The organism is Rhizobium sp. BR 315 (genome assembly GCF_050577975.1).
Classification (GTDB): Bacteria; Pseudomonadota; Alphaproteobacteria; order Rhizobiales; family Rhizobiaceae; genus Rhizobium; species Rhizobium miluonense.
This window is the reverse complement of the sequence record NZ_JARWKZ010000024.1, coordinates 37,730-57,668: the sequence shown is the minus strand read 5'-3', so window position 1 is coordinate 57,668 and position 19,939 is coordinate 37,730. Positions and strand designations below refer to the sequence as shown.

General features: G+C 58.6%; 16 protein-coding genes. 15 read left to right on the top strand and 1 reads right to left on the bottom strand.

Going from position 1 to position 19,939, the window contains the following annotated elements:
- Nucleotides 1–87 precede the first annotated feature (87 nt).
- The gene (locus QD409_RS21415; protein ID WP_092846223.1) at nt 88–396 is read left to right on the top strand and encodes a hypothetical protein; all 309 of its coding nucleotides are present in this window, start codon (nt 88–90) and stop codon (nt 394–396) included.
- 36 nt (nt 397–432) lie between these two features.
- On the opposite strand, the gene QD409_RS21410 is transcribed toward QD409_RS21415, so the two are convergent.
- Complete coding sequence (locus QD409_RS21410; RefSeq protein WP_208858627.1) at nt 433–933, bottom strand: hypothetical protein; 501 nt, start codon at nt 931–933, stop codon at nt 433–435.
- A gap of 323 nt (nt 934–1,256) precedes the next feature.
- On the opposite strand from QD409_RS21410, the gene QD409_RS21405 reads away from it, so the two are divergent.
- The 14 genes from QD409_RS21405 (at nt 1,257) to QD409_RS21340 (ending at nt 19,731) form a co-directional block, all read left to right on the top strand.
- The gene (locus QD409_RS21405; RefSeq protein ID WP_092846221.1) at nt 1,257–3,245 is read left to right on the top strand and encodes a DUF4139 domain-containing protein; all 1,989 of its coding nucleotides are present in this window, start codon (nt 1,257–1,259) and stop codon (nt 3,243–3,245) included.
- A gap of 382 nt (nt 3,246–3,627) precedes the next feature.
- Nucleotides 3,628–4,641: a LacI family DNA-binding transcriptional regulator gene (locus QD409_RS21400; RefSeq protein WP_425348523.1), complete on the top strand. Its 1,014-nt coding sequence runs from the start codon at nt 3,628–3,630 to the stop codon at nt 4,639–4,641.
- Nucleotides 4,642–4,683: 42 nt separating this feature from the next.
- Nucleotides 4,684–5,922: an ABC transporter substrate-binding protein gene (locus QD409_RS21395; RefSeq protein ID WP_092846219.1), complete on the top strand. Its 1,239-nt coding sequence runs from the start codon at nt 4,684–4,686 to the stop codon at nt 5,920–5,922.
- A 65-nt stretch (nt 5,923–5,987) separates the two neighbouring features.
- A complete protein-coding gene (locus tag QD409_RS21390) occupies nt 5,988–6,902 on the top strand; it encodes a carbohydrate ABC transporter permease (protein WP_092846217.1) in 915 nt (304 codons plus the stop codon).
- The gene (locus QD409_RS21385) at nt 6,899–7,762 is read left to right on the top strand and encodes a carbohydrate ABC transporter permease (protein ID WP_092846215.1); all 864 of its coding nucleotides are present in this window, start codon (nt 6,899–6,901) and stop codon (nt 7,760–7,762) included. The genes QD409_RS21390 and QD409_RS21385 overlap by 4 nt, the downstream gene beginning before the upstream one ends.
- 19 nt (nt 7,763–7,781) lie before the next feature.
- A complete protein-coding gene (locus QD409_RS21380; protein ID WP_092846213.1) occupies nt 7,782–9,701 on the top strand; it encodes a glycoside hydrolase family 127 protein in 1,920 nt (639 codons plus the stop codon).
- 14 nt (nt 9,702–9,715) lie between these two features.
- Nucleotides 9,716–10,792 (top strand): ABC transporter ATP-binding protein, encoded by a 1,077-nt coding sequence (locus QD409_RS21375; protein WP_167667941.1) that lies wholly within the window; start codon nt 9,716–9,718, stop codon nt 10,790–10,792.
- Between the two features lie 391 nt (nt 10,793–11,183).
- Nucleotides 11,184–12,110, top strand: a complete 927-nt coding sequence (locus QD409_RS21370) for an ArsR/SmtB family transcription factor (RefSeq protein ID WP_092846209.1) — start codon at nt 11,184–11,186, stop codon at nt 12,108–12,110.
- A 222-nt stretch (nt 12,111–12,332) separates the two neighbouring features.
- A complete protein-coding gene (locus tag QD409_RS21365) occupies nt 12,333–13,841 on the top strand; it encodes an alpha-N-arabinofuranosidase (protein ID WP_092846207.1) in 1,509 nt (502 codons plus the stop codon).
- A 191-nt stretch (nt 13,842–14,032) separates the two neighbouring features.
- On the top strand, nt 14,033–15,934 hold the full coding sequence (locus QD409_RS21360; RefSeq protein WP_092846205.1) for an ABC transporter substrate-binding protein: 1,902 nt from the start codon (nt 14,033–14,035) through the stop codon (nt 15,932–15,934).
- A gap of 118 nt (nt 15,935–16,052) precedes the next feature.
- Nucleotides 16,053–17,057: an ABC transporter permease gene (locus QD409_RS21355; protein ID WP_092846203.1), complete on the top strand. Its 1,005-nt coding sequence runs from the start codon at nt 16,053–16,055 to the stop codon at nt 17,055–17,057.
- A gap of 3 nt (nt 17,058–17,060) precedes the next feature.
- Complete coding sequence (locus QD409_RS21350; protein ID WP_092846201.1) at nt 17,061–17,918, top strand: ABC transporter permease; 858 nt, start codon at nt 17,061–17,063, stop codon at nt 17,916–17,918.
- A 2-nt stretch (nt 17,919–17,920) separates the two neighbouring features.
- On the top strand, nt 17,921–18,910 hold the full coding sequence (locus QD409_RS21345) for an ABC transporter ATP-binding protein (protein WP_430763623.1): 990 nt from the start codon (nt 17,921–17,923) through the stop codon (nt 18,908–18,910).
- The gene (locus QD409_RS21340) at nt 18,907–19,731 is read left to right on the top strand and encodes an ABC transporter ATP-binding protein (RefSeq protein ID WP_092846197.1); all 825 of its coding nucleotides are present in this window, start codon (nt 18,907–18,909) and stop codon (nt 19,729–19,731) included. Before QD409_RS21345 ends, QD409_RS21340 begins: the two co-directional genes overlap by 4 nt.
- The last annotated feature ends 208 nt before the right edge of the window (nt 19,732–19,939 follow it).

Here is a 19,939-nt window from a genome sequence, read left to right as displayed (position 1 = left end):
CCATCTGTCGCGCGCTGCACTATTATCATACTTCGGCCCACGGACAGAACTGACAATGATTCTCGCAAAATCTTTAGGAATTACAGGATGCTAAAGAAAATCACCATCACCGCAGCGATTGCTTTGACCGCCTGCCAGTATGCGTCTGCATCGAGCAATGCCGCATGGAATGCGCTGTTCGCGAAGGTGAATGGCACATGTATCGGCCAATCCGGCATCGATACGCCTGAAGCATCGGCGCCTGTGGTCTTCGATGACGCGACCGGCAAGATTGCCGTGCTGCTGCGCGGCCGTCTTGGCAAAGGTGCGGCGAAGAAGAACGTCAGCCTGATTTGTCTTTACGACAAGAAGACAGGCCGCGCGTCGATTGCCGAATATCACTGGCTGGGCACGTGATCGCGGACACGGCACATCCAGCAAAGCGGTGGCCGCTCACTCGATCTGAGCTTCAAACGTCTTGGCGAGCGTCTCGTAGAATTGTGCGGATGTGTCCTTGTGCTCCGCCTTGTATTTTAAACTTACGAGCCGAGCGGCTTCGATAGCCGCTCGAAAAGCATCGATCCGAACTTGCGGGTTCGATTCCGCTTGGGCGCCAATGTCACCGCGATCGAAATTGCCGGCCCGGTATCCGTCCACGAGGTCAACAACGCCTATATGGGGGACTCCACCCTTCATTTTCCCAAAGAAGGCCGCACCGACGCGATCACCGTCCCGGCGGCGCAGCATGCCGGTTCCGGAGGCCTTGCCATCCGGGCAAGCTCCTATCCAGAAAGTTGGCCCGGCTGTCAGGGAGGCTGGGGCAACGAATCTGCAGTGGCTCGCGGGATCCTCCAGCCACGCGTTTTCGGATCCGGCTCGAACACAAGTACTCGTTCCAAGCAATCCCAAGGCGGTAAAGGATGCCGCCCGAACCCACGAAAAGCGTTTTTTCATATCAGGCACCTGCCATTGGCGTGTAAGACTATGGCCGTTTCGATCCATTTTGAACTTTGTATTCGAAATCGAATTAGCTGAATTCACAGTTCAAACGCAATCAGCGCGATCCAACGTTGATGTGCTGACGGCGCTTTTCAACTATTTCACGAATTCTCGGCGGCTTGCACTCCGGCTTGGATCGCAAGGAAAGATGAAGGTCCATCAGTCCAAGAAGGCGCAGGGTAGCCAGTGGACCCGAATCCCGAACCCGGTTTACAATCAACCCAAGGGCGATATTCAAGGGAGGCCTCACGCCTCCTTTCCTTTGTGAGAGGAACCACATGACCAGACGATTTCTGCTATCGACCGCTGCGGCAATTGCCATGCTCTCCCCCGTACCCTCTCTTGCCGAGGAGGGTACAAACTCCCCGGTGAAGTCGATCACCCTATCCTCGGGCGGCCTTGCCGAAATCAGGCGGACTGCATTGCTTGATGGCAATGGCGAAATTAGAATCGAGGTGCCTCTCGATCAGGTAAACGACATCCTCAAGTCGCTCGTGGTGTTCGATCCGACGGGAACCGTCAAGGATCTGTCCCTGGCCGGGCCGAACCCTCTTGATGAAACCTTCAAGAACCTCCCGTTTACGCCGGATGATCTTGCTTCCCTTCCCAAGCTCCTGATGTCCCTCAAGGGATCTAGGGTCGCGATCGGGGGAAAAAACACCGGGGCCGGCACGATCCTCGGTGTCGAGACCGAAAAGAGGGCCAACGGGGAAGAGGCCTTGCTCCTCAACCTGATGAACGATGATGGCCAGATCTCCAGATATGAGCTCGACAGTTCCTCATTGGTGAAATTCGATGATCCGGCGGTTCGGGCGAAAATTGCATCCGCCATAGGTGTTGTCGGGAATAACGTTACGGACACGACGCGCAGCATCGCGGTCAAGATCGACGGGAAAGGCAAACGCGCCGTCGACTTTTCATATGTCGTCGCGGCACCCGTCTGGAAGACGTCCTACCGTGTCGTTGTCGGAAACGAGGGGAAGGCCAGGCTGCAGGCATGGGCGGTACTTGAGAATGCAACCGGCGAGGACTGGAAGGACGTCAGTCTGGTCCTCACCTCAAGCTCCCCCGTCACGCTGACCCAGCGCCTGCATGACCGCTATTGGAAAAACCGCGACGAGCTGCCAATCAGCGTGGACAATGTAGGAATTCCCAAAGCCGATTCCGGAAACGGAGCCGCCTTCGCCAAAATGGAAGAGCCCGAGGGCGCTGCCATGGAAGCGATGAAGAGTGATGGTGCTGCCAGACGAAGGAACATGCCGGTCGCAGCGGCGGTCGCCCCATCGCCGGCAATGTCCTATGCACAGTCTGCGACCTCCTCCGAGGGGGACATCTCGGCCACGTTCAAGCTCGACGACACCTACGACATCCGGAACGGTGACACGGTATCGGTTCCGATCGTCGACAAGGAAGTGTCGGCCGAACTCGTCTCGCTTTATCGCCCGGACCGTGGCGACAGCCATCCGATCTCGGCAGTTTCGCTCGAAAATTCCACGGGAGTGAGCCTGCCCGGCGGCATCCTCACCGTATACGACAACAAGGGCGGCTATATCGGAGACTCGAGCCTCATCGGCTTGCCGAACGGCGACACCCGAATGTCGAGCTTTGCACTGGACAAGAAGGTTACCGTCGAGACCAGATCCGATAACGGCGTCAAGACCGTGGAAATCAAGGTCGTGGACGGAGTTCTCGTTACGAAGAACATCATGCGCGAGGAAACGGTCTATGTGGTTCGCGGTGCCGCCGATGCCGAGCGTACGATCCTGATCGAACACCCCAAGCGCGATGGATGGGAGTTCACCTCGCCCGACCTTAAGAGCGAGAGCGCCACCGATTATCGCCTCAAGGTCAAAATCGGGAAGGGTGAGACGCGGGAGGTCAAGGCGGTGCTTACCCGTTCCGGCGGGGAATCGTTTCAGCTCGCCGATTTGAACGCGGTCGACCTCGCGCAATGGTCTTCCACCTCGCTTGATCCTGTGATCAAGGACAAGCTCGGCGAGCTTTCGAAAGCCAAAAAGGACGAGTTCGAGACGAGACGCCAGCTGGACCGCGCGGCCGAGGAACATGAAGCTCTGCAGGCGAGCCAGGAGCGTACCCGAGAGAACCTCAAGGTGATGCCGACAGGCAGCGATCAGCAAAAGGGCTATGTCGAAAAGCTCTCCGAAATCGAGAAGAAGATCGACCAGAATGAAGGTGCGCAAACCAAGATGCGCGAAACGCTCTCCAAATTTACGTCGAGGGTCGAGGACATAATCAAGACGTTCTAGAACCGGACGCGTTGCCGGAGAGAAAGTCACTCGTGCGCCGACCAGCTCCGTCTGAAGTCGGCGTGCCAGTTCCGCAAGGCGCGATATTCGCTTCACCGGTATCGTCTCGCTTCGAACGGAAACTTCACCAGGAAACAAGACCAGGATCGTGCGCTGGGATCGGCGATCTGCTGCCTGCGCTGGATCGTCATGGCGACATGAAACCAGTCGATGATGTGGGCTGGACTGCGCGGGCCCGACAAACCGTTTCCAACTCCGGGAATCTACCGCTATTCCTTAATGTCGATCGTGAAAGCTCACTTCTGTTCGGCTGAGAAAACGTTTTCTCTTATTGACAATAAATTTGGGAAAGGCTTTTCTCTTGTGCGAGGAGGAACTGGATTTGGTGGGCAGGAGCAGTCGCGTAACGATCCACGACGTCGCCAAGGCGGCAGGCGTCAGCGTCTCGACGGTGTCGAAGGCGTTGAACGATACCGGGCGGATGACCGCTGAGACGCGTGACAAGATCAAGTCGATAGCAACAGGCGTGGGCTTCCGTCCGAATGCGCTTGCGAGGAGCCTGCTCTTCAATAGAAGCTTCACAGTCGGGCTTCTGACCAACGACACCTATGGCCGTTTCACGCTTCCGTTGATGTCGGGCATTTCGGAGGCGTTGGTCGATCAGGGCGTATCGGTTTTCCTGTGCGCTATAGAAGACGACCCGAAACTGGCCAAGATCCATGTCGACGCCATGCTGGACAAGCAGGTGGATGGCATCATCGCGACAGGCAAGCGGATCGACAGGTCTCTCCCGGTCGATCTCGCTGGCCTGCCGGTGCCGGTCGTATACGCCTACAGTCAGGGGACGGAGGGGAGCGTCATTCTAACCGCTGATGACGCGCAAGGTGCGCAACTTGCAATTTCCCGGCTTCGTTCTACTGGCCGCCGCAGGCTGGTTCACATTACCGGACCGGAGAGCTTCGCGTCGGCGCTGGAGCGAGCAAACGCGTTTCAGAGGACGGTCGGACCCGATGCGAAAGTCCTCTTCGGAGAATGGACCGAAGCCTGGGGGCACCAGTCGATCGCCGCCTTGTTCGACGCGGAGGGGGAGCGTCCGGACGGCATATTCTGTGGCAACGATCAGATCGCCCGTGGGGTCGTAGATGCCCTGCGGGAAAGGGGCCTTCGCGTCCCGGAAGATGTTGCAGTCGTGGGATTCGACAATTGGGAGATTGTCGCGGCCCAGACCAGGCCGGCCCTGACGACAATCGACATGAACTTGAAGGAACTCGGCCGGATCGCCGGCCTGACGATATTGGATCTTGCCGAGGGTCGGCCGGTGGCGCCGGGTCTGCGCAAGCTTCCATGCAGTTTGGTCGTTCGACAGTCCTGCGGGAGCAGCGATCAGGGAAATTGACGGGAGGCGGGGCGAAAATCGTCCCTTCATATGGAGGATGTAATGCTCAAGAGAATGCTTGCAGCAACGGCGTTGCTGTCGATATGTCTGTCGTCGGCCGCGTCCGCCGAAACCGTTTCGATGTGGGTCAGATCGGGCAGCGGGGGCGGAGCCTTCAAGGCGGTCATCGACGCCTTCAATGCGGCGAATTCCGACAAGGTCGAACTCACCGAAATTCCATCGGACCAGATGGTTCAGAAATACGCTACCGCAGTGGCTGGCGGACAGGCGCCCGACGCGATCGCCCTCGATCTGATCTATACGCCCTCGTTCGCCTCGGCGGGGCAGCTCGAGGACCTGACGGATTTCGCGAAGTCGCTGCCGTACTTCAACGCTCTCGCTCCCGCACACGTCAAGCAGGGGACCTACGAGGGGAAAGTATATGGGCTGCCCTTGCTGGTCGAAACGTCGGTGTTCGCCTGGAACAAGGGGCTCTACAAGCAGGCCGGTCTCGACCCTGACAAGGCACCGAAATCCTGGGAGGAGATCGCTTCCAACGCCGAGAGGATCCGCAAGCTCGGCCAAGACGATTATGGCTTCTATTTCTCGGGCGGCGGCTGCGGCGGCTGTATGATCTTCACCTTCACTCCGCTCGTATGGGGCGCCGGTGCGGATATCCTGTCGGCGGATGCGAAGACTGCGACATTGGATTCTCCGCAGATGCGCAAAGCCGTGGAAGATTATCGCAAGATGATCAAATCCGGTGTGGTGCCTGCCAGTGCCGCGACCGATAACGGCGTGGACTTTCTGAAGTTCCTCGGAGGCAAGGTTGGTCAGCAGAGCCTTGGCGCATTCGCCATCGGCACGTTGATCACCCAGCATCCCGAGGTCGACTTCGGCGTTACGCTTATCCCGAGCGTTGACGGCAAGGCGTCGTCCTTTGCCGGCGGCGACAACATCGTCGTGACGAAGGGCGCACCCCATGTCACGCAGATCCAGAAATTCCTCAAATACGTCTACTCTGAGGAAGGCCAGACCATCATGGCCAAGAACGGGAGCCTGCCGACCCGGACGGACATTGCCGACAAGGTGCTGCAAGGCCAGGATCCAAGGCTGCTCGTCGCCGCCGAGGCGATCAAGATCGCCAAGACGCCGTACACGCTGCAGTTCAACGACCTGATCAACAGTCCGAACAGCCCATGGTCGAACTTCATCAACGCCGTAATGTTCGGCGACGACGTCGATGGCGCGTTCCAGAGCGGCCAGGCGGGCATGCAGTCGATTATCGACAGCGCTCAATAAGCGTCGGGCCGGAGGTGCGCCGTGCTTCCGGTCCTCAATTCCCTGACAATACGACGAGATCAAAGATGACGACGCAAATCATCTCCGTCTCTCCGAAGCGCAAACGCCGGAGGAGAGGGGGCTGGCGCGGCCTCGCCTACATCGCCCCCGCCATCGCCTTGGTGACGGTGTTCTTCGTGATGCCTCTTCTGCTCACGGCGTGGATGAGCCTTCATCGATGGCCGCTGATGGGTGTGCCACGATGGACCGGTCTCGACAACTATACCCGCATGTTCGGCGATCCGCGGTTCTGGACGTCGCTCGGCTTTACCGCGCAGTATACGTTGGTCGTGACGATCGCCATCTTCGCCGTCGCATTCCCGCTGGCGTTTTTCGTGGACAAGCCGCGCAAAGGTGTGTCCGCCTATCGCACGATTATCTTCCTGCCGGTCGTCATTGGTCTCGCCTCGGCCTCGCTGCTGTGGGTGTGGCTGGCCAATGTTGACAGCGGCCTCTTCTCGCCAGTGCTCGAAATGCTGGGTCTCACCCAGGGCCGCCGAAATCTGCTGGCAACCTTCGATACCGCGTTCCTGACGATCATCGTCATGGTGGTCTGGAAGGTTGCGGGCTTTACCATGATCATCCTGCTGACGGGTCTTCAGGGAATTCCATCCGAGCTGATCGAGGCTGCGCGCATCGACGGCGCGAGTTCGTGGCAGCGCTTTCGCCATCTGACGCTCCCCTTGATGCGCCGGACGATGGCTCTTGCGCTTATCCTGTCCGTGACCGGCTCGATCCTGGCGTTCGACCAGTTCTACATCATGACGAGCGGCGGTCCGCAAAACCGCATGATTTCCATCGTCTATTACATCTTCAATCAGTCGTTCGTGTCGTTCAATCTCGGATATGGCGCGGCGCTTTCGATCGCGCTGCTCGTCATCCTGGTGGCGCTGAGCATCGTGCAGCTCTGGCTGCTGAGGGTCGGGGAGGATCGCCCATGACCGCCCGCCGCACCATCCGCAGCCGCCGAAATGCGCGCCGGAACACGGCCTTCCACGCTGCCGGGGCAGCCGTCGTCCTCTTCTTCCTCGCGCCTTTCGCAATTATGCTGATGGCGTCGTTTCGGCCGCGCAGCGAGACCGCCCTGCCGCCGCTGCCACCATGGCCGCTGTCCGGCGTGAGCGTCGATGCCTACCGTACCTTGAACGGGTTCGGCTCCGGCATCTGGCATCACATGTTCAACTCGCTGTTCGTGGCGATCGCCACGGTCATCATGACCGTCGGCATCAGTCTCCTGGCGGGCTACGGCTTTTCTCGCTACCGGTTTCCATTCAAGAACGCGCTGTTCATTCTGATCATCGCCACTTTGATGATCCCGTTCCAGTCGATCCTGACGCCGCTGTTTATCATTCTGTCACGGCTTGGGCTGAACAACTCCCTGATCGGGCTGACGCTCGTCTATGTCACCCTGCAGCTTCCCTTCTCCGTGTTCATGATGCGCAATGCGTTCGACGCGGTGCCGAAGGAGATCGAGGAGGCCGCCCGTATCGATGGAGCGCGCGATCTCCGGCTGCTGGCTCGCGTGCTCTTTCCGCTCGTCCTGCCGGGTGTGGTGACAGTGGCGATCTTCGCCTTTCTCAACGCCTGGAACGAGTTTTTCGCGGCACTTGTGCTGCTGTCGAGCAACGACAAGTTCACGCTTCCCGTCTTGATGACCGCCGTCCGTGCCTCGCGCATGGGGGCCATCGATTGGGGCGCCGTTCAGGCGGGTGTCGTCGTCATGGTCATCCCATGTCTCATCGTCTTCCTGCTTCTTCAACGCTTCTACATGCGCGGGCTCATGGCCGGCGCGGTCAAGTAATTCAAAGGAGAGTTTCAAAATGACAGCCAAAAACAAAAGCCAATTCCGCCCCGTTGCGGTTCCCGACGTCACGCTCGACGGATTTTGGGGGAAGTGGCAGGACGCAGTCTGTGACTCCACTGCGGCAATTCTGCTCGACCGCTGCGAAAAGGCCGGGATGATCCAGGCGATCGACGTCGATCGGCCGAGCCCGGGCATCGTGATCCCGATCGATGAAAAGTGGACGGGCTCGACCCAGATGTTCTGGGATTCCGACCTTGGCAAGTCGATCGAAACCATCGCCTACTCCCTGTATCGAAAGCCGAACCCGGAACTCGAGGCGCGTGCCGACGCCATCATCGAGATGTATGAAAAGCTGCAGCAGGAAGACGGCTATGTGAACGCCTGGTTCCAGCGCGTGCAGCCCGGCAAGCGTTGGACGAACCTTCGCGACCATCACGAGCTCTATTGCGCAGGACATCTGATGGAAGCCGCCGTGGCCTATTATCAGGCGACGGGCAAGCGCAAATTGCTTGATATCATGTGCCGATACGCCGACCATTTGATCAAGGTTTTTGGTCACGGCGAGGGGCAGATCCCCGGCTATTGCGGCCATCAGGAAGTAGAACTGGCGCTCGTCAAGCTGGCGCGCGTCACAGGAGAACAGAAGTATCTCGATCTCTCCAAATTCTTTATCGACGAGCGTGGCAGCCAGCCTCATTTCTTCACTGCCGAAGCTCTTCGCGGGGGGCGCGATCCAAAGAATTACGTACACAAGACGTATGAGTACAGCCAAGCCCATCTTCCCGTGCGCGAGCAGGGCAAGGTCGTCGGTCACGCGGTACGCGCCATGTATCAGTACTCCGGCATGGCCGACATCGCGACCGAGTATCAGGATGATACGCTGACAAGCACGCTGGAGACGCTCTGGGATGACCTTACCGTCAAGCAGATGTATGTCACGGGCGGCATCGGTCCCGCCGCTAGCAACGAAGGCTTCACTGACTATTACGACCTGCCGAACGACACGGCTTACGCCGAGACCTGTGCCTCCGTCGGTCTCGTCTTTTGGGCAAGCCGCATGCTCGGCCGCGGCCCCAATCGCCGCTACGCCGACATCATGGAGCAAGCGCTCTATAACGGCGCGCTTACGGGGCTTTCCATTGATGGCAAGACCTTTTTCTACGACAATCCGCTGGAGAGCACGGGCAAGCACCATCGCTGGGTCTGGCATCGTTGCCCGTGCTGCCCCCCGAATGTCGCACGGCTCGTCGCTTCGATCGGTTCGTACATGTATGCGGTGGCGGACAACGAGATCGCCGTGCATCTCTACGGCGAAAGCAGCGTGAAGGCGGAAATGGCTGGCGCAGGAGTAAAGCTCGCCCAGCGCACCAACTATCCATGGAACGGCGATATCCGCATCGAGGTGGAGACGACGGTGCCGTCGACGTTCGCAATCGCTTTGCGCATACCGGAATGGGCTGACGGTGCGGCCTTACAGATCAACGGAAGCCCGGTCGACCTCAGTTCGTCGGTCGTTGACGGATATGCGCGTCTCGAACGAGCCTGGAACACGGGCGATGTCATCGAGCTTAAACTCCCGCTCGAACTGCGTCCGCAATACGCTTCTCCGAAGGTTCGCCACGACGTCGGCCGCGTCGCGCTCGCCCGCGGCCCGCTGATCTACTGCGTCGAGGAGACGGATAATGGTGGTGATCTCAACGCTTTCGTGGTTCCGCAGGATCTGAAGGGCTATCGGATCAAGGAAATCGAGAGGCTGAACGGCGCCGTTGCCGTCGAGCTGGACGTGTCGAAGGAGGACACCAACGGCTGGAACGGATCGCTCTACCGTACCCGTCCTCCCGAGCAGGTGGCGGCAACGATGACACTCGTGCCCTATCATCTCTGGGACAATCGTGATCCGGGCGCCATGCTGGTGTGGCTCCAGTCCGAAAAGTGATCGGGATGAATTCCATGGATAGAGCAAGCGTGTCCCTAAAGGCCGTCCAGAAGTCCTACGGAAGTCTCGCGGTGGTGCACGGCATCGATCTTGACATCAATGAGGGGGACTTCGTCGTGTTTGTCGGCCCTTCTGGATGTGGGAAGTCGACGCTTCTGCGGATGATCGCCGGGCTCGAGGAGGTGACCGAAGGCGAGATCAGCATCAAGGGGCGGGATGTCACCGACCTCGATCCGTCCGATCGAGGCATCGCGATGGTTTTCCAGTCCTATGCACTCTACCCGCACATGTCGGTGCGGGAGAACCTCGCATTCGGGCTGAGGATGGCCCGCACGGACGCAGCCGAGATCAGCCGCAGGGTGGATCAGGCCGCGTCCATCCTCAAGATTGACCATCTCTTCGAGCGTCGTCCGGGTCAGCTCAGCGGCGGCCAGCGTCAGCGCGTCGCCATCGGCCGTGCCATCGTGCGCAAGCCCGACGTCTTCCTTTTCGACGAGCCTTTGTCGAATCTCGATGCCGAGTTGCGCGTGTCGATGCGCATCGAGATTGCGCGGCTGCACAGGGAACTCGGCAACACGATGATCTATGTCACGCACGACCAGACCGAGGCGATGACGCTTGCCGATAAGATCGTTGTGCTGCGCAGCGGACGTATCGAACAGTTCGGCACGCCGAGAGAGGTCTATGAAAACCCTTCCAACATGTTTGTTGCCGGTTTCATCGGCTCTCCGCGGATGAATTTCCTCAAGGCGACCAGTGAGGGAGCTGGGCGTTTCCAGATCGCGGGCAAGATATTCGAGGCGCAGGAAGTGCCAGCAATGCCGTCCGTTGGCGCCGATTTCGTTGTGGGCATCCGGCCCGAGCATATTGTGCTCGGCGAACCGCATGACCTGTCGATACCGGCGAAGGTAGAGTTTTCCGAGTATCTTGGCGGCACCAGATATATCTATTGTGCGCTGGACGACGGCCAAAACCTGGTGGTGGAGCAGAGGGCCGGGCCCGATGTCGAGCCGGGAAGTTCGATCAACCTGGATCACTCCTCCAGAAACCGTCTTTTCTTCAGCACCGAGGGCGAGCGCCTGATTGCCTAGCCGGGCGGCTCGCTTATCGGTGGATGGTATCTATTCAACGAGCGATGCGTGCGGCACAGGGGCGAGCAGCGTCGGCGTGCGCCGTGATGTCAGGGAACGCTTCATTTTATATCCTCGAATTGAGGCTATCCCGTTCCAGCGCCGGGTAGATCATCGGCATTCATGCGAGCTTCAAGCGGGACGCTCGGCTCCGGCGCTTTACTGCAGATACGATGCCTTGACATGGTTCGTCCAAGGTGGCCGTGAGTGTCAAGATTGTATCTGTTTGCATGACTGTTCCACGCCCTATGACATTGGATTGGGGTGCCAGATAAGCCGGCCCCACGGCATCTCTTGTAAAATCAAAAATCTTGATATAAATGAAACCTATTGATGAGGTGTCTGGGATTCAATGAAGCGCGGCTTTCTGACAATTTATGCGGGTGAGAATGCTGCCGTTTTTAGGGCTCTTTCGGCGCCGGCGCGCGTCGATATGCTGAAGCTGCTCTGCGCCAAGGGCTCGATGAATGTCAACGAGATCGCCCGGGAACTGGATTTGCCGCAATCCACAGTCGCAACGGCGATCATGATCCTTGAGGAAGCCGGTCTTGTCGAGACCAAGGCTGCGAAAGCGCGCAAGGGCTACCAGAAGATCTGCACCGCGCTTTACGACGAAATCCTGCTCAGTTTCGAGGATCAGGCCTTCAAGCACGATGAAGACGTGATCGAAGTCGCCATGCCGATCGGCCTCTATACGAGCTGCGAGACGCACGCGCCATGCGGGCTGTGTTCAACCGACGGCGTGATCGGTCTGCTCGATGTTCCCGACTATTTCCTTGACCCGCAGCGCATGCAGGCCGGCCTCCTATGGTTCGGCCGCGGCCATGTCGAATATAAATTCCCGAACAATGCCAAGATCTTGAATAGGAATGTCAACGCCATCGAATTCTCGATGGAGCTTTCGTCCGAGGTGCCGGGCACCAATCCGGATTGGCCGTCGGACATTACCGTCTGGATCAACGGTGTCGCCGTCGGGACATGGACGTCCCCCGGCGATTACGGCGACAAGCGCGGAGCCTTCACGCCAAGCTGGTGGAAGCTGGAAGGCTCCCAGTACGGTAAGCTGAAGACCTGGCGAATCTCGAAAAAAGGCACTTTTATCGACGGCGTTGCCGCTTCCGATGTGACGATCGATGATCTCGCCATCAGCCAGCATTCCTCGATCCGCTTGCGGGTCGGGATTGCCGACGATGCACGCAACACTGGCGGCATCAATATTTTCGGTCGCGGCTTCGGCAACTACGGCCGCGACATCCTGATGCGCATCGACTTGGCGTAAATCTATATCATATATTGTGATATATAGCCAATAACCCGCATAAATTTCCGATAAGTCATATTTTTTATAATCATTTGTTTTTATAGGCTATTTTCCCGATTTCGGCTGTCTTTATCATGAATCTCGCGGTATTTTCCCTTTGGTACGCGTTGACGACCTTCTAAAAGTGTATCAAGATCAAGGTATAAGAACGAAATATCTGATACATATGGGAGGAAGGCCGTGAAGGCGCATGTGATCGTCCATCGTGATTTCCGAATTGCCGACATTGACGATCGGCTTTACAGCGCTTTTTTGGAACATCTGGGCAGGGCGATCTACGGCGGCATCTACGAGCCCGGTCACCCGACTGCCGACGAGCATGGCTTCCGTAAGGATGTGATCGAGTTGGTGCGCGAGCTCAACGCGCCCTATACCCGCTATCCCGGCGGCAATTTCGTTTCCGCCTATAATTGGGAAGACGGGGTGGGCCCCCGCTCCGAGCGTCCGGTGCGCCTGGACCTTGCCTGGCGGACGCGTGAGAGCAACCAGATCGGCGTCAACGAATTCGTCGATTGGTGTAAAAAAGCCAAGACCAAGCCGATGCTTGCCGTCAACCTCGGCTCGCGTGGGCTGGATGCGGCGAGAAACTTCCTCGAATATTGCAATCATCCGGGCGGCACCTATTGGTCGGATCTCCGGCGCAAGCATGGCTGGGCCGATCCGCATGGGGTGAAGCTCTGGTGCCTCGGCAATGAAATGGACGGCCCCTGGCAGGTTGGGCACAAGTCTGCCTACGAATACGGACGCCTAGCCGACGAGACCGCCAAGGCCATGCGCGGCTTCGACAAATCGCTCGAACTGGTCGTCTGCGGCTCATCCAATTCCGACATGAAGACCTATCCGGATTGGGAAGCGCAGGTTCTGGAGCAGTGCTATGACAGCGCCGATCATATCTCGCTGCACATGTATTTCGCCAATCGCGAAAGGAATACGCTGAACTATCTGGCAAAGGCCGAGAAGCTTGACCGCTACATCGTTACCATCGGCGGCGTAATCGACTATATCAAAGCGAAGAAGCGGTCGAAGAAGACGATCGGCATTTCCTTTGACGAGTGGAATGTCTGGTACCACTCCAATCAGCAGGACAAGGAGATCCTTGCCCGCGACGAATGGCCGGATGCGCCGCATCTGCTCGAGGATGTCTATAATTTCGAAGACGTGCTGCAGGTCGGAGGTATTCTCAACACCTTCATTCGCCGCTCCGATCGTGTGCGCATTGCCTGCATAGCCCAGCTGGTCAACGTGATCGCGCCGATCATGACGGAAGATGGCGGCCCGGCATGGCGGCAGACCATCTACTATCCGCTCTATTTCGCCTCGAAATATGGTCGTGGCTACGCGCTGTGTCTCATCACCGACGGTCCGACCTATGACAGCGACGAAGCCGACGATGTGCCCTATCTCGATGTGTCAGCCGTCCATGACGAACTGGGCAAAATGGTCACGCTGTTTGCCGTCAACCGCCATCCGGACAGCGCTCTTGATCTCGACACCCGTCTCGAAGGCTTCACCGGCGCCCGTGTCGTCGAACAGCATGAGATGGTCCACAGCGATCTGCAGGCGGTCAACACTGCAACGCGACCGAACGCCGTCGTCCCGACCAATACCGGCGATGCCAAAGTCGAGGATGGCCGGCTGCGTGCGACGTTGAAGCCGCTGTCTTACACGGTGATCCGGCTGGCGGTGTGACGCCTTGCCGCCGGGGCCGATGCGCCCCGGCACTGAAAATGGTCGAACGGTCGCGAGGAGGCGACCGCCGATCTTTTGCGAACCCGAACCGCCGCACAAGGTTTGCTGCCAGTCGGGAAAGAGGGTGAAAGTCGTGGTCTGCTCCCTTTTGTCCGGGCGCGCCGCGTAATCGATAAAAGTGGGAGGAGTTCATGCAGCAGTGGAAGAAGCTTGCCTTCGGTGTCGCGCTGGCCACGTTCGGCCTCGTCGCGGCGGCCAAGGCTCAGGATTATACGTCCTTGCCTCGCAAGGAGACCTTGATCGTCGAGAATCCGGAAGGAACGATCAAGAATCCGGGCTGGTTCAATATCTGGGTCAATGGCGGCGGCGGCGTTTCGACCGGCCTCCAGCAATTGACCATGGATACGCTCTGGTACATCGATCCGGAGAAGGGTCTGGGTGGCGCAGCCTGGGACAATTCGCTGGCTGCCGACAAGCCGCAATATAATGATGATTTCACCCAGATGACGGTGAAACTGCGCAAGGGTCTTTACTGGAGCGACGGCGTCGAATTTACCGCTGACGACGTGGTCTATACGGTCAAGACGCAGATGGATCATCCCGGCATGGTCTGGAGTGCCGCCTTTTCGGTCCAGGTCGCCAGCGTCGAGGCGACGGATCCCTATACCGTTGTCTTCAAGCTGAAAAAGCCGAATTCGCGCTTTCACGCTATCTTCACGGTTCGCTGGAACGGCGCCTGGATCATGCCGAAGCATGTCTTCGAGAAGGTCGCCGATCCCGTACGATATGACAATGCCAATCCCGTCTCGCTCGGCGCTTACAAGCTGAAGGCCTATGATCCGCAGGGCAAATGGTATACCTGGGAGAAACGTGACGACTGGCAGCGCACCTCGCTCGCGCGCTTTGGCGAGCCGGCTCCGAAATATGTCTCCTATGTCGATCCAGGCCCGCCGGACAAGCGTACCATCGCACAGCTCGAACACAATCTGGATATCATTCACGACAACACGCCCGAAGGCATGTTCACGCTGAAGGAGAAATCGAAAACGGCCGAAAGCTGGTTCCCCGGCTTCCCCTTCGCGCATCCAGACCCGACCCTGCCAGCGGTGATCTTTAACACCCAGGATCCCGTATTCCAGAATCCGGACGTACGCTGGGCACTGGCGCTGCTGATCGACATCAAGGCCGTCGACATGGCAAGTTATCGCGGCACAGCGACGCTTTCCGCGCTCGGCGTTCCGCCAACGGCGATCGCCATGACGGATTATCAGGCTCCGCTGCAGGATTGGTTGAAGAATTTCGAGATCGACACCGGCAAGCGCAAGATCAAGCCATACGATCCGACGATCGGCCAGCAGATCGCCGATATCCTGCGCAAGCAGCCGAAGTACAAAGATCAGATCCCGACCGATCCGGCCGCGATCGGCAATGCCTTCGGCTATGGCTGGTGGAAGCCCGATCCGCAGGCCGCCGCCGAACTTCTGCAGAAGGCCGGCTTCAAGAAGATCGATGGCAAATGGATGACACCCGACGGTCAGCCCTTCAAGATCCGCCTGACGGTCGAGGGTGATACTCGCTCGGTCTTCACCCGCGCCGGAACGCTGATTGCCCAGCAATGGGCAGCTTTCGGGATCGACTCCAAGGCGGCACCCACGACAAATCTCTGGCAAGTGGGGCTACAGCCCGGCAGCTATCAGGTTGCCATCGCCTGGAGCGTCGAGACCTGGGGCGGCGATCCGGATCTATCGTTCTTCCTCGACAGCTGGCACTCCGAGTTCGTCGCGAAGAAGGGTGAAAACCAGGCGCCGCGCAACTGGCAGCGCTGGTCCAATCCCGAACTCGACAAGATCATCGAAAACATCCGTCGCATCAGCGCCGATGATCCGAAGGGTATCGAACTCGGCAAGGACTATCTGAAGCTCGTTGCGCAGCAGATGCCGACCATTCCGCTGATGTCCTACAACGTGTTCACCTCGATGGACACGACCTACTGGAAGGGTTATCCGACCATAGCTGACCCCTATACCGACCCGGTTCCCAATTGGGCGAACTCCCGGTTGATGATGGTGAAGCTCAAGCCGGCGCAACCTTAGCTCTCCCGACCCTGACGCGGCGAACGCGCCGCGTCAGGCACCTGTCGCCGGGCACGAAAAGAGGTCCGGCGATCTTTTCGATCAGAGATGAAGTGCGGGCAGCAAGGAAAACGACGGCATGACGTCCTATCCAGTTTTCGTGTTGAAACGATTTGGCCAGTTTCTGCTCGTCGTCTTTCTCGGCATATCAGCGACTTTCTTCATCACGCATCTGACACCGATCGATCCGGTCGAGGAAAGCATTGGCGCAATCCAGCAAATGGGCCAATCGGATCCCCGCGCCGTCGAACTGATGCGCCAGTCGCTCAGGGAACTCTACGGTCTCGAGGGCTCCATCTGGCAGCAGTATCTGCATTTCTGGGGCCGCCTCGCGACCGGTGATCTCGGGCCGTCGCTCTCGGCATTTCCAACGCCCGTTTCCGCCATCATCGCAAGGGCGCTGCCCTGGACCATCGGCCTGATGACCGTTTCCGTCATCATCACATTCCTGCTCGGAAGTATGATCGGCGCGCTCACCGGCTACTATCGCAATAGCATGATACTGAAGGCCGTGAGCCTCGTTTTCATCGCCATGCAGCCGATACCCTATTACATCCTCGCCTTCGTGCTGATCATCTTGTTCGGCTACATCTGGCCGATCCTGCCGATCAACGGCGGCTATGAGATGAACACCAGTCTGGAGCTGTCCTTCACACTGGTGCTCGACATTCTCCGACATTCCATCCTACCGGCGCTATCCTTGATCCTCGTCGGGACCGGCAGCTGGCTCATCGGCATGCGTGCGCTCGTCTCCAATATCATCACCGAGGACTACGTTGTTTTTGCCGAGCTTGGCGGCGTGCCGAAGCGCAGGATTTTAAGGTCTTATATCGCACGCAATGCCATGGTGCCGCAGTTTACCGGCCTTGCCATGTCGCTCGGCGCTGTTTTCAACGGCACCGTCATCACGGAGATCGTCTTCGGCTATCCCGGCATCGGCAATCTTCTGATTTCGGCCGTCCATGCCGGCGATTACAGCCTTGTCCTGGGGCTGAGTGCGCTATCGATCGCCGGCGTCGCCGCGGCAGTCTTCATCGTCGACATATTGGGTCCGCTGATCGACCCGCGCATCAAGGTGGAGTAGGCCATGCTGACGATCGTTCGCGACCTCGCTCGCCAGAATGCCGAATTCCTTTGCGGTTTGCTTTTGTTTGCCGTTATCGTCGGAATGGTGATCCTGTCCTATTTCTCACCCTACGGCCCTTCCGATCTTTATCTGCTGCCGCCGGACATGCCGCCGGATGGGCAATACTGGCTTGGCACGACATCGCGTGGCCAGGATGTTTTCTGGCAACTCGCGGTAGCGCTCCGCAACACCCTCTATTTCGGCATCGGTGTCGCCTTCCTGTCCCGCATTATCTCGCTTGTCGTGGGACTGGTGGCTGGCTATGCCGGCGGCGCCCTCGATCGCGTGCTGATGGCGATCAATGACAGCATCATGGTCATTCCGCAGTTTCCGCTGCTGATCCTGTTCTACTTCGTACTCAAGGACGAAATGACCTGGACGGTGCTTATCGTCGTCATGGCGTCGCTGGGCTGGTCCTATGACGCGCGCTTGATCCGCTCGGTGGCGATCAGCCTCAAGACGCGGCCTTTCACCACGCAGAGCATCTATTCCGGCATGAGCATGCGTAAGATCCTCGTCGAGGAGCATCTGCCCTATGTACTGCCGATCGTCTTCGCCACAACGATGAACAATATGATCTGGTCGATCGGCATGGAGATCACGCTTTCGGTGCTCGGCTTTACCGATATCGAGACGCCGACCATGGGCATGATGATCTATTGGGCCAATGCCCATTCGGCATTGATCGCCGGAAACTGGTGGTGGGTCGGAGCACCCGTGGCTGCCATCGTCGTTCTGTTCATGGCGCTCTTCCTGCTGTCGATGTCGATGAATGAATACAACGACCCGCGCAGTCGTTTGAACCGGATGGGAGGCTAGGTATGGAGGCTGTCGTCGAGGTCAGCAACCTCAAGGCCTATTATCGAGCCTTCCTCTATGGCGTCGATCGCGAGGTGCGCGCGGTGGATGATGTCAGCCTGTCGATCGGTCGCGGTGAGATCTACGGTGTTGCCGGTGAATCGAGCAGCGGCAAGACGACGCTGATCAAGACGATCGCGGGTGCCATCCGACCGCCGCTTCGCGTCGTCTCCGGCGCTGTCAAATTTCACTTCAATGGCGGAACGCAGGATATCTACGCGATGACGCCGCAGGAGCGGGCATCGCTTCGCTGGCGGCATTTGTCCTATGTCATGCAGGGATCGATGAACGTGCTCAATCCCGTGCGGCGCATCCGGCATTCATTCACGGATTTTGCTTTCCGCCACATGAAGGTCGATCGCAGCACCTTCTTCGACCGTGTGGGCACCCATCTCCAGCGATTGAAACTCGACGCGCATCTTCTCGATGCCTATCCGCACGAGTTGTCCGGAGGCATGCGTCAACGCATGACCATCGCGCTCGCGACCATTCTGACGCCGGAGTTCATCATCGCCGATGAACCGACGACGGCGCTTGATGTCATCGTCCAGCGCGACGTGCTGTCGATGATCCGCGAGATACAGCACGAGATGGGCTCATCCTTCCTGTTCGTCACCCACGACATGGGCGTTCACGCCGCCGTCTCCGACCGTATCGGCATCGTTTATGCCGGGCGGCTGGTCGAGGAAGCGCCGACGCGCAAGCTTTTTCAACTGCCGCTTCATCCCTATACCCAGCATCTGGTCGCAAGCCTGCCACGGATCGGCGATGCCTCCACGCGGCCCTCGCTGGAGGGCAGACCGCCCAATCTCGCCATGCCGCCGGAGGGATGCCGCTTTCATCCACGTTGTCCCAAGCGCATGGATATCTGCAGTCGCGAAGCGCCGCCGATGGTAGCCATCGAACCTGATCGTCGCGTTGCCTGCTTCGCAGTGACGGGAGGACGGGTTTGAGCGATCTTCTTTCACTCTCGCATGTCAGCAAAATTTATCGGCAGGGCGGTATGCTCAGCCGCCGCCAGATAACCGCTGTGCGCGATGTCAGCCTGACCTTGGGAGAAGAGCCGGAAATCCTGTCTATCGTCGGCGAATCCGGTTCCGGCAAATCCACCATTGCGTCGATGATCCTCGGTCAAACGGCGCCGACATCGGGTGCACTCAATTTTCGCGGTATGCCCGTTGCCATTCATGGGAGATCCGACCGGCGCGCCTTCATGCGCGAGGTTCAGCCCGTCCTTCAGAACCCCTTCGAGGCTTTCAATCCGCTCAAGAGGGTCGATCGATATCTATTCGAAACGGCGAGGAATTTCGCGCCCGATGGCAATCGGCCGAGCCGTACGGAAGTCGAGCGTATGGCGGACAATGCGCTTGCCCATATCGGCCTGACGCTTGCCGAGGTAAAGGGCCGGTTTCCGCATGAACTATCGGGCGGCCAGCTGCAACGCACGGCTATTGCGCGTGCGCTCATACCGCAACCACGCTTGCTGGTAGCCGACGAGCCCGTTTCCATGGTCGACGCCTCCCTCAGAATGGCGATCGTCAACCTCTTCGGCCAGCTGAAGAAAGAACTTGGGCTCTCGATCATCTACATCACCCATGATCTAGCGACCGCCTACTACATCAGTGACCGCATCATCATCATGAAAAAGGGTGAGATCGTCGAGCAAGGCGGTGCGCGCGCTGTGCTTGACAATCCGCAGCATCCCTATTCGCGCGCCCTAAAGGAAGCAGTCCTGTCCGCTAGCCCGGATATGGAACCAGCATCGCTGGCCTAGGCGCTTGCCGGCCTCGCGCTGAGCCAGCTTTGTCGTGGCTTTGGGTGGACCGCATTCTTGCATCCGCTCGGCGTGTGCGCCTGGATCACTTCAGTGCGACTATCGCAATGAGACTGCACGAGCCGGTCTCAGTCTTAAGCTGGAGCGAGGCCGGGTGGGTTTGCAATTCGGCTCTCGGTGCCGCCAATCTTGCGATTTCGCTCATTTC